The organism is Pseudomonas sp. PDM15, from assembly GCF_014851565.1.
Lineage (GTDB): Bacteria > Pseudomonadota > Gammaproteobacteria > Pseudomonadales > Pseudomonadaceae > Aquipseudomonas.
Window position 1 is genome coordinate 40011 of the sequence record NZ_JACVAA010000008.1, and the last position, 14225, is coordinate 54235.

The 14225-nt window shown below is 60.7% G+C and carries 16 protein-coding genes, 1 tRNA gene and 1 pseudogene; 11 read left to right on the forward strand and 7 right to left on the reverse strand.

The annotated features are described in order from the left end of the window. Positions 1-269: 269 nt before the first annotated feature. The 3 genes from IB232_RS20190 to IB232_RS20200 all read left to right on the forward strand — a co-directional run bounded on the left by IB232_RS20190 (position 270) and on the right by IB232_RS20200 (position 4607). The gene (locus tag IB232_RS20190; protein WP_192400361.1) at positions 270-1475 is read left to right on the forward strand and encodes an acetyl-CoA C-acetyltransferase; all 1206 of its coding nucleotides are present in this window, start codon (positions 270-272) and stop codon (positions 1473-1475) included. Positions 1476-1586: 111 nt separating this feature from the next. Continuing rightward, complete coding sequence (locus IB232_RS20195; protein WP_192400362.1) at positions 1587-3731, forward strand: 3-hydroxyacyl-CoA dehydrogenase NAD-binding domain-containing protein; 2145 nt, start codon at positions 1587-1589, stop codon at positions 3729-3731. 102 nt (positions 3732-3833) lie between these two features. Then, positions 3834-4607, forward strand: a complete 774-nt coding sequence (locus tag IB232_RS20200; protein ID WP_192400363.1) for a substrate-binding periplasmic protein — start codon at positions 3834-3836, stop codon at positions 4605-4607. A 10-nt stretch (positions 4608-4617) separates the two neighbouring features. On the opposite strand, the gene ptrC is transcribed toward IB232_RS20200, so the two are convergent. After that, positions 4618-4827, reverse strand: a complete 210-nt coding sequence (gene ptrC, locus IB232_RS20205; protein WP_137971905.1) for a type III secretion system co-regulatory protein PtrC — start codon at positions 4825-4827, stop codon at positions 4618-4620. A 34-nt stretch (positions 4828-4861) separates the two neighbouring features. After that, complete coding sequence (locus IB232_RS23780) at positions 4862-4963, reverse strand: PA2485 family small membrane protein (RefSeq protein ID WP_279866341.1); 102 nt, start codon at positions 4961-4963, stop codon at positions 4862-4864. A 230-nt stretch (positions 4964-5193) separates the two neighbouring features. Between IB232_RS23780 and IB232_RS20210 the strand changes: the two genes are divergently transcribed. Next, positions 5194-5913, forward strand: coding sequence for an amidotransferase (locus IB232_RS20210; RefSeq protein WP_192400364.1), 720 nt, complete (start codon positions 5194-5196; stop codon positions 5911-5913). Positions 5914-6045: 132 nt separating this feature from the next. Continuing rightward, positions 6046-7140: a sensor domain-containing diguanylate cyclase gene (locus tag IB232_RS20215; protein WP_192400365.1), complete on the forward strand. Its 1095-nt coding sequence runs from the start codon at positions 6046-6048 to the stop codon at positions 7138-7140. Here the strand turns inward: IB232_RS20215 and IB232_RS20220 are convergent. From IB232_RS20220 to IB232_RS20230, 3 genes are all read right to left on the reverse strand, one after another. Continuing rightward, positions 7137-8105: a magnesium and cobalt transport protein CorA gene (locus IB232_RS20220; RefSeq protein ID WP_192400366.1), complete on the reverse strand. Its 969-nt coding sequence runs from the start codon at positions 8103-8105 to the stop codon at positions 7137-7139. The two genes, IB232_RS20215 and IB232_RS20220, sit on opposite strands and share 4 nt — an antisense overlap. A 52-nt stretch (positions 8106-8157) precedes the next feature. Beyond that, positions 8158-8880 carry a 1-acylglycerol-3-phosphate O-acyltransferase gene (locus IB232_RS20225; RefSeq protein WP_192400367.1) on the reverse strand — a complete coding sequence of 241 codons (723 nt, stop codon included), beginning with the start codon at positions 8878-8880 and terminating at the stop codon, positions 8158-8160. Positions 8881-9048: 168 nt separating this feature from the next. Further along, positions 9049-9738: a crotonase/enoyl-CoA hydratase family protein gene (locus IB232_RS20230; protein WP_192400368.1), complete on the reverse strand. Its 690-nt coding sequence runs from the start codon at positions 9736-9738 to the stop codon at positions 9049-9051. A gap of 192 nt (positions 9739-9930) precedes the next feature. On the opposite strand from IB232_RS20230, the gene IB232_RS20235 reads away from it, so the two are divergent. Continuing rightward, positions 9931-10134, forward strand: a complete 204-nt coding sequence (locus IB232_RS20235) for a hypothetical protein (protein ID WP_192400369.1) — start codon at positions 9931-9933, stop codon at positions 10132-10134. Between the two features lie 92 nt (positions 10135-10226). Further along, positions 10227-10316 (forward strand) — tRNA-Ser (locus IB232_RS20240). A gap of 113 nt (positions 10317-10429) precedes the next feature. On the opposite strand, the pseudogene IB232_RS23620 reads toward IB232_RS20240, so the two are convergent. Next, positions 10430-10583: pseudogene (locus IB232_RS23620) on the reverse strand (DNA-binding protein); the annotation flags it as partial. A 59-nt stretch (positions 10584-10642) separates the two neighbouring features. Between IB232_RS23620 and IB232_RS20245 the strand changes: the two are divergent. The 4 genes from IB232_RS20245 to IB232_RS20260 all read left to right on the forward strand — a co-directional run bounded on the left by IB232_RS20245 (position 10643) and on the right by IB232_RS20260 (position 13663). Further along, a complete protein-coding gene (locus IB232_RS20245; protein WP_225592450.1) occupies positions 10643-10969 on the forward strand; it encodes a DNA-binding protein in 327 nt (108 codons plus the stop codon). A 51-nt stretch (positions 10970-11020) separates the two neighbouring features. Continuing rightward, positions 11021-11971 (forward strand): hypothetical protein, encoded by a 951-nt coding sequence (locus tag IB232_RS20250; RefSeq protein ID WP_192400370.1) that lies wholly within the window; start codon positions 11021-11023, stop codon positions 11969-11971. A 255-nt stretch (positions 11972-12226) separates the two neighbouring features. Beyond that, complete coding sequence (locus tag IB232_RS20255; RefSeq protein WP_192400371.1) at positions 12227-12595, forward strand: hypothetical protein; 369 nt, start codon at positions 12227-12229, stop codon at positions 12593-12595. A 66-nt stretch (positions 12596-12661) separates the two neighbouring features. Further along, complete coding sequence (locus IB232_RS20260) at positions 12662-13663, forward strand: hypothetical protein (RefSeq protein ID WP_192400372.1); 1002 nt, start codon at positions 12662-12664, stop codon at positions 13661-13663. A gap of 306 nt (positions 13664-13969) precedes the next feature. On the opposite strand, the gene IB232_RS20265 is transcribed toward IB232_RS20260, so the two are convergent. Then, a complete protein-coding gene (locus IB232_RS20265; RefSeq protein ID WP_192400373.1) occupies positions 13970-14185 on the reverse strand; it encodes a hypothetical protein in 216 nt (71 codons plus the stop codon). Between the last annotated feature and the right edge of the window lie 40 nt (positions 14186-14225).

The window sequence follows — 14225 nt, forward strand, 5'->3', positions numbered from 1 at the left end:
CCTAGGGGCGCCGTCACTTTCAGCTTAGACAACTTCGCTTCTACAAAGGCATCGGCAGAATCGCGTAGTTATTGACTCGCGGCTTTCCATCAGGCTCCGCACCTTGAGCCAGACACGCCGCGGCCTGCAGCGAAACGCAGTGGCGAAAATGGACCGCTCGTCTGGGCCCAACGGTCAATGGGCCTGAGCGAATCGGTCATTGAGTCCACGGGGCAGGGATTTAAGGTAAGGCGACCCGGCATCCGCCGCTGCCATGTACCGAGGACGTCATGACCGAAGCATATATTTTCGACGCCGTGCGCACGCCGCGCGGCAAGGGCAAGAAGGACGGCGCGCTGCACAGCGTCAAGCCAGTCAATCTGGTGGCCGGCCTGCTGCGTGCGCTGCAGGAGCGCAACAGCCTGGATACCCGCCAGGTCGACGATATCGTGCTCGGCTGCGTGACCCCGGTGGGCGACCAGGGCGCCGACATCGCCAAGACCGTGCCGATGGTGGCGGACTGGGACGTCAGTGTCTCCGGCGTGCAGCTCAACCGTTTCTGCGCCTCGGGCCTGGAAGCGGTGAACATGGGCGCGATGAAGGTGCGTTCCGGCTTCGAGGACCTGGTGGTGGTCGGCGGCGTGGAGTCCATGTCGCGTGTGCCGATGGGCTCCGACGGCGGCGCCTGGGTGATGGACCCGGAAACCAACATCCACACCAGCTTCGTGCCGCAGGGCATCGGCGCCGACCTGATCGCCACCCTGGAAGGCTTCAGCCGCAGCGACGTGGACGCCTTCGCCCTGCGCTCGCAGCAGAAGGCCGCGCGCGCCAGCGCCGATGGCTCGTTCAGCAAATCGCTGATTCCGGTGACCGACCAGAACGGCATCGTCATCCTCGACCACGACGAATTTATCCGCGGTGACAGCACGCTCGAAGGCCTGGGCAAGCTCAAACCGAGCTTCGAGATGATGGGCCAGATGGGCTTCGACTCCACCGCGCTGCGCGTGTACAGCCACGTCGAGCGCATCGAACACGTACACACGCCGGGCAACAGCTCGGGCATCGTCGACGGCGCGGCGCTGATGCTGATCGGCAGCCCGGCCAAGGGCAAAGAGCTGGGTCTCAAGCCGCGTGCGCGCATTGTCGCCACCGCGGTGACCAGTACCGATCCGACCATCATGCTGACCGGCCCCGCGCCGGCTACCCGCAAGGCCCTGGCCAAGGCTGGGCTCTCGGTGGAAGACATCGACCTGTTCGAGGTCAATGAGGCGTTTGCCTCCGTCGTGATGAAGTTCATGAAGGACATGGGCGTGAGTGAGGACAAGGTCAACGTCAATGGCGGCTCCATCGCCATGGGCCACCCGCTGGGCGCCACCGGCTGCGCCATCCTCGGCACCCTGCTCGACGAGCTGGAGAAGCGCGAGCTGCGTTACGGCCTGGCCACCCTCTGCGTGGGCGGCGGCATGGGCATCGCCACCATCATCGAACGCATTTGAGCTTTGTAGGGTGGATGACGCAAAGCTCATCCACCAGAAGTCGCCCCCGGTGGAAAACCGTTTCACGGGTTTTCCACCCTACGCGGCCCTCCGGATTCGAGGAAAGAAGAAATGACTGACGCCATCCGTTACGAAAAGGGCCAGGACAATATCGTCGTCCTGACCATCGACATGCCCGGCCAGAGCGCCAACACCATGAACGCGGTGTACCGCGAGGCCATGGGCCAGACCGTTGCGCGCCTGGAAGCCGAGAAGGACTCCATCGCCGGCGTGATCGTCACCTCGGCGAAGAAGACCTTCTTCGCCGGTGGCGACCTCAACGAGCTGATCAAGGTCACCAAGGCCGATGCCAAGCCGTTCTACGACATGATCCTCAACATCAAGGGCCAGCTGCGCCGCCTGGAGACCCTGGGCAAGCCGGTAGTCGCTGCGATCAACGGCGCCGCGCTGGGCGGTGGCTGGGAAATCTGCCTGGCCTGCCACCACCGCATCGCCCTGGACAATTCCAGCGTGCAGCTGGGCCTGCCGGAAGTGACCCTCGGCCTGCTGCCGGGCGGTGGCGGTGTGGTGCGCATGGTGCGCATCCTCGGCCTGGAGAAAGCGCTGCCGTACCTGGCCGAAGGCAAGAAGGTACGCCCGGACGCCGCGTTGAAAGCTGGCCTGATCCATGACACTGCTGCAACTGTCGAAGAGATGCTGGCCAAGGCCCGCGCCTGGATCGCCGCCAACCCGACTGCCGCGCAACCGTGGGACGTGAAGGGCTACAAGATCCCCGGCGGTACCCCGAGCACCCCGGCCGTTGCGCAGATGCTGGCCATCGCCCCGAGCGTGTTGCGTGACAAGACCAAGGGCTGCTTCCCGGCGCCGGAGAAGATCATGTGCGCCGCCGTCGAGGGCGCGCAGGTCGACTTCGACACCGCGCAGATCATCGAGGCGCGCTACTTCACCGAGCTGACCACCGGCCAGGTGGCGAAGAACATGATCGGCACCTTCTGGTTCCAGTTGAACGAGATCAACGCCGGCAGCTCGCGCCCGCAGGGCATCCCGCAGTACGTGACCAAGAAGGTCGGCGTGCTCGGCGCCGGCATGATGGGCGCCGGCATCGCCTATGTGTCGGCGGCCGCCGGCATCGAGGTCGTGCTCAAGGACGTGTCCATCGAGGCGGCGGAGAAGGGCAAGGCCTACTCAGCCAAGCTGCTCGACAAGAAAGTCAGCAAAGGCCACATGACCGCTGAGAAGCGCGACGCCTTCCTCGCCCGCATCAAGCCGACCGCCAGCGACGCCGACCTCGAAGGTTGCGACCTGATCATCGAGGCGGTGTTCGAAGACCGTAACCTCAAGGCCAAGGTCAACGCCGCCGCCGAGGCCGCCGCGCTGCCGGATGCCGTGGTCGCGTCCAACACCTCGACGCTGCCGATCACCGGCCTGGCGACTGCAGTTCAGCGTCCGGACAAATTTATCGGCCTGCACTTCTTCAGCCCGGTGGACAAGATGCCGCTGGTGGAGATCATCCGCGGCGAGAAGACCAGCGACGAGACCCTGGCCCGTGGCTTCGACTACGTGCTGCAGATCAAGAAGACCCCGATCGTGGTTGAGGACAGCCGCGGCTTCTTCACCTCGCGCGTGTTCGGCACCTTCACCAACGAAGGCATCGCCATGCTCGGCGAAGGCGTGAGCGCGGCGATGATCGAGAACGAGGCGCGCAAGGCCGGCATGCCGGTGGGCCCGCTGGCGATCAGCGACGAAGTGTCGATGAGCCTGATGGAGCACATCCGCCAGCAGACCGTCGCCGACCTGGCCGCCGAGGGCAAGCAGATACCGCAGCACCCGGCGTTCAACGTGATCGAGCTGATGCTCAAGGAGTACAAGCGTCCGGGCAAGGCCGCTGGCGGCGGCTTCTACGATTACCCGGAGGGCGGCAAGAAGCGCCTGTGGCCGGAGCTCAAGGCCCGCTTCGAGAAGGCCGATGCGCAAATCTCCCAGGAGGACGTGCGTGATCGCATCCTGTTTATCCAGGCCATCGAGACCGTGCGTTGCGTAGAGGAAGGCGTGTTGAAGTCCGTCGCGGACGCCAATATCGGCTCGATCTTCGGCATCGGCTTCGCCGCCTGGACCGGCGGTGCGCTGCAGTTCATCAACCAGTACGGGGTGAAGGACTTTGTCGCCCGCGCCCAGTACCTGGCCGAGCAGTACGGCGAGCGCTTCCTGCCGCCGGCCCTGCTGCTGGAGAAAGCGGCCAAGGGCGAAGGCTTCTGATCTCGACCCGCTGCAAACAGAACCGGCCTCTCGTGGCCGGTTTTGCTTTCTGAAGCCTTTCTGGCAGTCTTCCCGTAGCGCTATCGGGGAGTGCAGAGGCGCGTGACGACCAATTCGACAATCGTATCGATGCTGCTGGCGGCAACGCTGCTGCTGGCCATGGGGCGTGCCAGCGCGGCCGAGCCCCTGAATGTCTATATCGGCCAGGGGCAGATGCCGTTCGCCGATGACAAGCCGGATAACCGTGGTCTGTTCGGCGACCTGATGGACGAGCTGTGCAAGCGCCTGCGCCGCGAGTGTCACTACCACAGCGTGCCGTGGAAGCGCGTGCAGGTCGCTGTGGCTCATGATCCCCACGGCATCGTGCTCAACCTGGGCCGCACGGCCGAACGCGAGAAGGGCTTCGTTTGGCTGCTCGACGTGGTCTCCACTTCCTACGTGCTGGCCAGCCCCAAGCGCCGCTTCGATAGCCTGGGCGAGGCACTGGCTGCTGGCCCGGTTGTGGTGATGGGCGGTACGCCCCGGGCGCTGGAGGCGCTGGCGCTGAAGCGCGAAGGGCAGAAAGTGGTGGAGGTGACGGACCCGGAACAGGCGGCGCGCATGCTGCAGGGCGGCCGGGTGCTGGCCTGGTACGAGATCGATCTGCGCGTGCATTACCTCTGGCGGCGTCTGGGCTACGCCTCCGACCAGCTACAGGCCGGCCGCTCGGTGGGCTCGGCGCACAGCTTCATTGCCGGCAGCCCGGTGCTGGAAGATGCCGAGGAACTTGGTGCGCAAATGCAGCAGGCTTTCGTGGCCATGCATGGCGACGGCAGCTGGCGGCGCATTCTCGCCCGTCACCTGGGCGACGACCTGGCTGTTCGGCTGAGCCGCTAGTGGCCTGGTCTCAGGCGACCAGGCACCAGCCGTTCTGCATGCACACGACGCTGTGAATCGCCATCTTCTCGCTCTGCCGGGTAGGCATGCGCAGGGTCAGCAGGCTGCCGTCTTCCATGTGCACGGCCGCTTCGGATTCGAAGTGCAGGCCGGAGTCGCTCAGGCTGACGTAGGTCACGCCATAGGTAGCGGTGTTGCCGAAGGCTTCGGTGATGGACATGGCTGATCCTCCGAGGGTGGTTGCCGCCAGTGGCTTACTGGCGGGCACGGGCCTGTTGCGGTTGTTGGGGAGTGGCCGGCACGCTGTGGAAGGCGGAGGCGGCGATCAGGCTGGCGATGGCGGCGAAGCTGCTCATGGTGTTGCTCCTCTGGCTGGGATGGGTATCGACCCGGTGGCTGCATAGTTGCCGAGCCGCTCCATCGACAGAAGTGAAGGCTGAGCATGGTAGGTATCGATGCTGGTGATGGTTGCCGGACATCGCCTGAATGGCTCTGCGGGCCGCGTCGCTGTTGCGTTTCGGTGACGCTTCGATGCACGCTAAACGTCTCCCTCCCAATCCCTCGGCTGTCTCAGGTAATCCGCTCCATGTCACTGCGCATCTGCATTCTGGAAACCGATGTACTCCGCCCCGAACTGATCGACCAATACCAGGGCTACGGCCGCATGTTCGAGCGCCTGTTCGCCCAGCAGCCGCTGGAGGCCAGCTTCGAGGTGTTCAACGTGGTGCAGGGCGAGTATCCGGCCGACGAGGAGCGCTACGACGCCTATCTGGTGACCGGCAGCAAGGCGGATTCCTTCGGCAGCGACCCGTGGATCCAGACGCTCAAGACTTACCTGCTCAAGCGCTACGAGGCCGGTGACAAGCTGCTCGGCATCTGCTTCGGCCACCAGTTGCTGGCGCTGCTGCTGGGCGGGCGCGCCGAGCGCGCCACCCAGGGCTGGGGCGTGGGCATCCATCACTACGAGATCAAGCAGCAGGCCCAGTGGATGAGCCCGGCGCTGGAGCAGTTCACCCTGCTGATCAGCCACCAGGACCAGGTCACCGCGCTGCCGGAGAAGGCCACTCTGCTGGCTTCCAGCGAGTTCTGTCCGGTGGCCGCGTACTGCATCGAGGACCAGGTGCTGTGCTTCCAGGGTCACCCGGAATTCATCCACGACTACTCGCGCACGCTGCTCGACATCCGCCAGAAGTGCATCGGCGAGCCGGTCTACAGCAAGGCCGTGGAGAGCCTGGTGCACGACCACCAGGGCGCCACTGTGGCCGAGTGGATGATGCGCTTCGTCGCCCAGGGCAAGAGCGCTTAAGCCCTTCTGATTGCGCGCGCCGGCATTCGCCCGGTCGCGCGCCTTTCAGCGATTCAACTACCCGACTTTACCGATTGCCGCGTGCGGCCGCGTTCTTCATCGTGCGGCGGACATGCCACGGCGGACAGGACCATGTGCAGCGAAATCAGCAGCGAGCCCCCGGTGCTGCACGTCACGGCGCGGCCGTGGAGCAGCGAGCGTTACCAGCAGGGCATGCAGCACCTGCTGCATGTGGTTCAGGAACTGTCGCTGGCGCGCGATCTGGCCACCGTGCAGGAGATCGTCCGCCACGCCGCGCGCCGCCTCACCGGTTGCGACGGCGCGACCTTCGTGCTGCGTGACGGCCCGTTCTGCCACTACGCCGACGAAGACGCCGTCGGCCCGCTGTGGAAGGGCAAGCGTTTTCCTCTTGAGACCTGTATCAGCGGTTGGGCCATGCTCAACCGCCAGCAGGCGGTGATCCCGGATATCTACGTCGACCCGCGCATCCCCCACGACGCCTACCGGCCGACCTTCGTGAAGAGCCTGGTGATGGTGCCGATCCGCACCCGCGAGCCGATCGGCGCCATCGGCAACTACTGGGCCGAGCACCACCATCCCTGCGCCGAGGAGGTGCAGCTGCTGCAGGCCCTGGCCGACTCCACCTCCATCGCCATCGAGAACGTGCAGCTCTACCGCAGCCTCGAACAGCGCGTCGAGGAGCGTACCCGCGAGCTGCAGGAGGCCTACGACCGCATCCACAGCCTGTCGATGACCGACGAGCTCACCGGCCTGTGCAACCGCCGCGGCTTCTACCTGCTGGCCGAGCAGACGCTGCTGCACGCAGCCCGCTACGGCGGTGGCTGCACGGTGATGTTCATGGACCTGGATGGGCTCAAGCAGATCAACGACCGCCTCGGCCATGAGGCCGGTGACGCGATGATCCGTCAGGCCGCCGAGATTCTCCGGCGCACGCTGCGCGAGGCCGATGTGGCGGCGCGCATGGGCGGCGACGAGTTCTGCGTGGTGGCGCTGGGCAATGCCGGCAAATGCCTGCAGCAGCGTCTGCAGCAGGCCATCGATACTTTCAACGACAGCGCCGCGCGGCCCTTCGCTTTATCCGCCAGCCTCGGTTGCGCCGAGCTGGAGGAGTGCGCCGAGGCCTCGCTGGACAGCCTGCTGGCGCTGGCCGACGAGCGCATGTACGAGGATAAGCGCAGGCGTCGCGCCGGCCGCGCCGACCGCTAGAGCCAGCCCATCCGCTTGAAATTGGCGAACAGTGCCACGCAGCCCACGCCGATGACGCCGAGCACACCGAAGTAGCCGTAGTGCCAGGTCAGCTCCGGCATGTTCTCGAAGTTCATCCCGTAGACGCCGGCCACCGCCGTGGGGAACGCCAGGATCGCCGCCCAGGCGGCGAACTTGCGCTGGGTCAGGCTCTGCCGCGAGGACTCCAGCAGCAGACCGATCTCGATGGCGTGGTCGGCCATCTCGCGCAGCCCGGTGAGGTCTTCCAGCAGGCGATTGACGTGAATCGCGATGTCGCGGAAGTACGGACGCATGTGCTTGTCGATGAACGGGAAGTCGAGCTGCTGCAGTTCCTGGCAGATCTCCGATAGCGGCGCCACCTGGCGACGCAGGCGCAGCAGGTCGCGGCGCAGGCTGTGGATGCGTTCCACATCGCTTTGGGCCAATGGGCGGCTCAGCACCGTCTGCTCGATGTCTTCCAGCTCGGTGTGGACGCAGTCCAGCAGGGGCCGGTAGTTCTCGATCACGAAGCTCAGCAGGGCATACAGCACGAAGTCCTCGCCATGCTCCAGCAGCAGCGGGCGCGCCTCGCAGCGCTGGCGCACGGTGGAGTAGGGGGCGGAGTCGCCATAGCGGGCGCTGATCACGTAGCCCTTGCCGGCGAACAGCTGGGTCTCGACGAACTCCAGACGATCGCCGTTGCGGATCGGCGAGTAGAGCACCATGAACAGGGCGTCGCCGAAGGTTTCCAGCTTGGGGCGGGTATGCTGGGCGATGGCGTCTTCCATCGCCAGCTCGTGCAGGTTGAACTGCTCCTGCAGGGTATGCAGCTCGCTGTCGGGGTCGCGCAGGCCGATCCACACGAAATGGTCGGGCTTGGTGGCCCATTGGCGCCCCTCGTTCAGGGCGATATCGGCGACTTTCCTGCCTTTGTGATAAGCGACGGCGGCAACGACCTGACCCATGGACTGTCCTCTGCGTGGCGATGCCGCAGCTTAACCCATGGGCGGCGGGCGGTCAGGCCCTGGCCAGTTGCTGGTCGAGCTGCTCGATGCACTCGCGCATCAGCTGCTGGCAGCGCTCCATCAGTTGCGGCAGGTCATCCAGGGTCAGGCCCAGGGTGGGAATGGCCGGCAGCGAGTTGATCAGCACCTTGCCGCTGCTCCAGTTGTTCAGCTTGAGGCGCCCGGCGTAGCTGCTGACGCACACCGGGATGATCGGCACGCCGGCGGCGATGGCCATCTGGAACGCGCCCTTCTTGAACGGCAGCAGGCCCTTGCCCAGGTTGCGCGTGCCTTCCGGGAACACCCAGATGGAGGTGTCGCGGTTCTGCAGGGTCTCGGTGGTCTGCAGCATGGACTGCTTGGCCTTGCGGCCGTTGCCACGGTCGATCAGCACGTTGCCGGCCAGCCAGTACAGTTGGCCGAAGAACGGCACCCACTTCAGGCTCTTCTTGCCGATGCTCACGGTGCGCGGCGGCACCACGCGGCCGAGCACGTAGAGGTCGTAGTTGGATTGGTGGTTGGCGACGATCACACAGGGCCGGTCCTGGCCGAACAGACTGCTAACCTCGGTCTTCACGCGCAGGCGCAGCATGCATAGGGCGGGCAGGGAATACAGGCGCGCACACAGGCGGCTGTTGTCCGGATTGAACGGGCGGCACAGGCCCAGTACCAAGCCGAGGGTTCCGGCAATGATGAAGTGCAACCCCATCAACAACATGCGCGCGAGGAAAAGCATCGGTAAGCCTTCAGGCAGACAAAAAGGCGCGCAGTGTACGGGTGTGCACTTCTTTCGGCAATTGACGCCGATCAGAGGTTATTACCGGGCGTTTCCACGGTATTGCCGACTTTTCCCCAGAAAGCAGAAGCCCGGCACAGGGCCGGGCTTCTCGTGGCCGCGTGAGTATCAGCCCAGGTGCTGCTGATCCAGCTCGATGGCCTTATCCAGGGTCTCCAGGAAGGCCTTGCGCACTTTCAGCTTGGTGTTCTTGTGCGCGGTCATGTTGATCTTCTTCAGCTGCTGGGCGGCGGCAACGGCGGTGGCCATCAGTTGCTCGGCCGGCACCACCTTGTCGAGGAAGCCGGCATCCATGGCGTCCTGCGGGTTGAAGATCTCGCCATTGATCACCGAACGGCTGAAGGCGGCCTTGCGCAGGCGGTCACGGGCCAGTTCGATGCCTGCGTGGTGCATGGTCATGCCGATCTGCACTTCGTTCAGGCCGATGTTGAACGGACCTTCCACGCCGATGCGGTAGTCGGCCGACAGCAGGATGAAGGCGCCCTTGGCGATGGCGTGACCAGGGCAGGCGACGATGATCGGGAAGGGGTGGCTGAGCATGCGGCGGGCCAGGGTGGAGCCGGCGGTAACCAGAGCCACGGCGTTCTGCGGGCCGGAAGTCATCACCTTGAGGTCGTAACCACCGGAGAGGATGCCCGGCTGGCCGGTGATGATCACTACGGCGCGATCCTGCACGGCCTGATCCAGGGCGGCGTTGAAGGCGGTGATCACGTCCGGAGAGATGGCGTTCACCTTGCCGTTGTTGAGGGTCAGGGTGGCGATGCCGTCTTCGAGTTGGTAGCTGATCAGGTCGCTCATGGCGGAAGTCCTAGTCCAGGTTGCGGAAAGTGGCGCTGACGTTACCCAGCGCGAGGCCAGGGGTAAAGCGCTTTGGCTGACCGGAGGGTCATCCGCTCGTCGCTGCCGGGCTATCGGCGCCATCGGCAGGCTCAATTGGCTGCTATACCGAGCAGTGACTTAGGTTAGCCGCGAACCTGAGGAGTGCTCGCCATGCGTCTGCCCCACATTGTCCTGCGCCTCGGCCCGCTGTTGCTGTTGATAGGACTGACCCTGTTCGCCATCAGCCCCGCCAGTCACAGCCCGGCCGGCGTGTTGCAGCTGTTCCTGTTCAGCCTGTTCATCTCCCTTGGCTTCCTTATCTATGCAGGCCATTACTTCGAGGCCGGCGACGGCGAAGCCGGCAGCTCCGCATAAGCACATGAATCGCCTGAAAAAAATTTTGCATTCGAAAGGACGTTCGGCTACATTAGCGCGCCTCGACGGACCAGACTGGTTCGCCGAGATCCGGTGAAGTGTCCGAGCGGTTGAAGGAGCACGCCTGGAAAGTGTGTATACGGGAAACCGTATCGTGGGTTCGAATCCCACCTTCACCGCCAGACCCTAAAGAGCCCCGAGAGCGAAAGTTCTCGGGGCTTTTTGCTTTTCGGTTTTGAAAGTGTCGAAAGCGGATTGAGGGCCAATGCATCCTGCAAATGATCCGATGCAAGTGGATGAGGGTGTTATTCACCATGCGCGGCTTCCCCAGCTTCCCCGACGGCAGAACGCCGCGATACACCCAGGCTCGGCGGTGCCCACTTCTATATGGTCTCTACATCCTATTGAGGCCCCGCCAGCTTGGCAGGCTCCAGCTCTTCCAGTTCCATGCTCGTTCCGTCACTATTCGTTGCATTAAGGGGATGCATTTCTATGGAATAGGTACATATTGACATTGTCCATGGGCGTGGATTTATGGCAGTGCTCCATATCGGATTTTTTAATGTCGGAAGGAATGGCCGAGCGGGCCCACCAGCTGCTGAACCAAACCAGCCTCAAGGAGCTGGCTGAGGTGAACAGCAAGGACTACGTCCGCTGGCAGAGCATCAAAAGAGGCAAGGCCCGGATCGGGGCAGAGGAGGTAGAGGTGCTAGGGAAGAGATATCCCCAGTACCGCTGGTGGCTCATGGCCGGGGAAGTCATGCCCGACAAAGGCCAGTTCAGCCCGGATTACGATCAGGCCCATTCAAACTTGCCCAATCAAAACGCGGGATAGCGATTACCCAAGAAGTAGCTATACGCTGGCATTCTCGAAGGAACGGAAAAAGTGGCGATCGCTGATTCGGCTATAAGTTACGCAAGTCCATTGAAGGACTTAATTACTTCTGCTCTTAGAAGATTAAGAAACATAAGCAGCTGGTCATTCCCAGCCAAACTAATCTTGACGGGGTTTGTCGGTGGCTTAGGCGGGACTGGCTTAGTTAGTTTCTTAAGTGAGTATGCAACATATTTTTATAGTCTAAGTAATGGTGTTCGCCCTCCCGCTGAAGGTGTGCCGTATCTCAAGGCGACGGTCACTCTAGGCAGCTTGTTTCTTCTGGTGAGTGGGGGGTTAATATTCCTAGTTACGACATTAATATTTAAACTCCTGATTTCAAATTTTTCATTAAATGAAAGGGTTCTGCGGCTTCTCGCTACTAGAGGAAATAAGACCGTCTTAGATAGGGCTCGGAATATATTGGCTCAGCCGACTCTTGAGAGGCTGAGAGGATACACATGGAAAATGCTTGCCTTGGGGGCAATTGGCTCAGCTGCCCTTTTGTTCGTTCTTATGCGCTATCTTGCGCTTGGTGCAGTAGCGGCTGCTCTCGACGAAAATCTTAATCACTATGTGGCTAATATAATAAGTATAACCTTCTCAGTGGCGCTTGGACTGACCTTTATTGTTGCTGGTAGGCCTGCGTTGCTGTGGTGGCTTGCTGCGCTTGCAAGTCTTGTTAATGTTGTATTTTGGATGTTTGTTCTGTTTAATCCTAATTATCATGCGCAGATACTTAGGCATATTGGCTATGGTGGCGGTATTCCGATCGTGGTTGAGTTGAAAGAAGATGCCGGCGAGAGATTGATTGGTGTTAAATATTTGATTCTTAGAAGTAGCGCCTCTTTGATGCTGTATGACGAGGAGGTGAACAAGATAATCGAGATACCAATTGACCGGGTTGCAAAGATTACCCATGACGCTGGTGGATTGTTTGATTTAAAAAGCAACCTTCCATGAGTGGGCGAGCCTGGCGCGGTGGACCACATCGATGGTTGCTTTGCCAGCCTCTGCAAATTAATGCTCTAAGAGATCAGCACTCAAGAGGTTGCAGCCCTCGTCTAGTGGCGAGGTGCATCCCGAGTGCGGCCAAACAAGCCCTGACTACGACGAAGCCAACTCAAACTTGCCCAATCAGACCGCGGGATAGCGATTACCAAGGAAGTAGCTAGGCGCTGGTATTCCCGAAGGACGAGCGGCGAAAAGGACTGAAGCATGCGAGTGGATGACGAGGGCGTTTACATTCGGCCAAGGCACAAGGAACGGAGCTCCTCCGAATGGCTTGGCATCACCACCCTGGCAATCGTGCTGGGCACCTTTATCACTGATGGCACCCCGGTTCTGGCAGCAAATGCTTGGATGAACTATCAGCTTGAGCAGCTCCCGAGAGAGTTTCAGCGTGGCAGAGCTGAAAACGAGAGGAGTGCTGAGCTCCGCCAGCAAGCATTCGAAAATCAGCAGCTCGAGAAGCGATTACAGTCACACGAGTGCCGATTCTGGCAGGAGGAATACAGCAATAATCCAACGGAAAAAGCGAAGTGCGGAAGACACAAGGCTGAGCTTAAATGCAAATTACTCAATTGAAAAGGTGCATTTTTAGTCTCTGGTTTATTCTTCTAACAAAAATCAAGGGAAGTGCGTCGGATATGAGTGATTCGAAAAAAAGTGTGGGTTATATCTTACGGTCAGCTAGGTTTGATTGTTGCTGTCTTTGCTGTTGGCGTAATTGTCGCTCTTTTGCTAGTTGGGGGTAACGCTAAGCCGCCTACCACTTTTACTACTACAGAACTAATTGGCTTTGCTCTTTCCGTTGTCCTTTCGGGTGCATCGATTGTGCTCGCTATTGCGGCTATTGGTTTAGGGCGTTTTTCGGAGCAGGCCATCATTCAACGTAGCGATGAAAGCATTAGGCTGCAGAATGAGGTGTTTGCCAAGACAACTGAGGCTCTGCAGAGAATCGAGTCCTCAACTGGCGTCACAGAGAAACGAATTGAAGACATTATTTCTGGTCGAGTCGGTGATTTGTCTCACACGATTGCAGAAATAGCAGCTAAAGGCTCTGGGAAAGGTGAGAAGGCAAGGGAAGATCTAGAGCGAGAGATCAAGGATTCAATTCTTAAATCATTGCATGCAGAAGGGATTAATGCGGCAACTGAAAGTCGCACAAAAATTCGAGAGAGAGAGCGTGAGAGAGAGAAAGAGCGTCTTGAGGAGAAGAAGAAAGAGCAAAAACGCTATCAGGACTTTCACGATAGAGTAATGTTGTGCTTGGCAAATAAAGACGATTTTAAGATACATAAAGCTCCAGCGCATGGAACTGTTACAGCCTCTGGCGAAGAGTTATTTGACGCAATTTTCAGAAAGGATAATTTGAAAATTGGAGCATTGACTTTTAGAGATGATGCTGATGAGCATGTGGTTAAATTAGGTTTAACGAACGGGCTAAGTGAGCTGCGAAAGGGTGTTGTTGACTTAATATTGCTTGCGATGGAGAAGCCGCAGTCTGATGCCGTAAAGGCAGTGAATGAGGCAAAGGCCTTGGTGGCCCCAGAGTACAAAGAGAGATTTTGCTTCGTTGCTTGCGGAGATGAGCCTGAAGCTTTCCTTAATGCAATAGATATTAGTGCGGACAAAATTGAGCTAAAGCTCTGACGGCGAAACTGGGATGTGGTGTCGAAACTACTGTGCCGGATGGCAATAAACCGAGCCGCAGCGAACAAGCGAAGCCCCGGAAAAGACCGTAGATCGAGACGGTAAATGCCTGCAAAGCCCCAGTCAGAATGAGCAAGTTTTCAACGAATTGGCACGGCAAAACAGGGTTCGAATCCTACCTTCACCGCCAGACCCTGAAGAGCCCCGAGAGCGAAGTTCTCGGGGCTTTTTGCTTTTCGAGGGTTGTCTTGGCTGGATGCGTGGCTAGCAAAGCCGCGCGGCTGCGCACTAATCCGACGCGACTCTTTAGGCCCGCTTTGGCTCTTCGAGCGGCAGGCTTTCACGCAGCAGGCGCAGCTCGGCAGCGTCCTGGTTCAGGCGGTGGATGACGTTGAACAGTTGCTGTTTGAGCAACTCGTCGCTCATGCGTTCGGCGGCGCGCATCACGGCCAGGGCGGCGTCCTCGTTGTGGGAGGCGATGACATCGATGGTCTTGCGGGTTGTACGGGCCGTGCGGGACAAGATGGTTCACCTTTCACTGAGGAGCCTGAAAGCTAGACCA

Excerpts from the sequence above, each read along its gene's own strand:
- IB232_RS20190 (WP_192400361.1), top strand. The coding sequence starts at position 270 with ATGACCGAAGCATATATTTTCGACGCCGTGCGCACGCCGCGCGGCAAG.
- IB232_RS20195 (WP_192400362.1), top strand. The coding sequence starts at position 1,587 with ATGACTGACGCCATCCGTTACGAAAAGGGCCAGGACAATATCGTCGTC.
- ptrC (WP_137971905.1), bottom strand. The coding sequence starts at position 4,827 with ATGTCCATCACCGAAGCCTTCGGCAACACCGCTACCTATGGCGTGACC.
- IB232_RS23780 (WP_279866341.1), bottom strand. The coding sequence starts at position 4,963 with ATGAGCAGCTTCGCCGCCATCGCCAGCCTGATCGCCGCCTCCGCCTTC.
- IB232_RS20210 (WP_192400364.1), top strand. The coding sequence starts at position 5,194 with ATGTCACTGCGCATCTGCATTCTGGAAACCGATGTACTCCGCCCCGAA.
- IB232_RS20215 (WP_192400365.1), top strand. The coding sequence starts at position 6,046 with ATGTGCAGCGAAATCAGCAGCGAGCCCCCGGTGCTGCACGTCACGGCG.
- IB232_RS20220 (WP_192400366.1), bottom strand. The coding sequence starts at position 8,105 with ATGGGTCAGGTCGTTGCCGCCGTCGCTTATCACAAAGGCAGGAAAGTC.
- IB232_RS20225 (WP_192400367.1), bottom strand. The coding sequence starts at position 8,880 with ATGCTTTTCCTCGCGCGCATGTTGTTGATGGGGTTGCACTTCATCATT.
- IB232_RS20230 (WP_192400368.1), bottom strand. The coding sequence starts at position 9,738 with ATGAGCGACCTGATCAGCTACCAACTCGAAGACGGCATCGCCACCCTG.
- IB232_RS20235 (WP_192400369.1), top strand. The coding sequence starts at position 9,931 with ATGCGTCTGCCCCACATTGTCCTGCGCCTCGGCCCGCTGTTGCTGTTG.
- IB232_RS20255 (WP_192400371.1), top strand. The coding sequence starts at position 12,227 with ATGCGAGTGGATGACGAGGGCGTTTACATTCGGCCAAGGCACAAGGAA.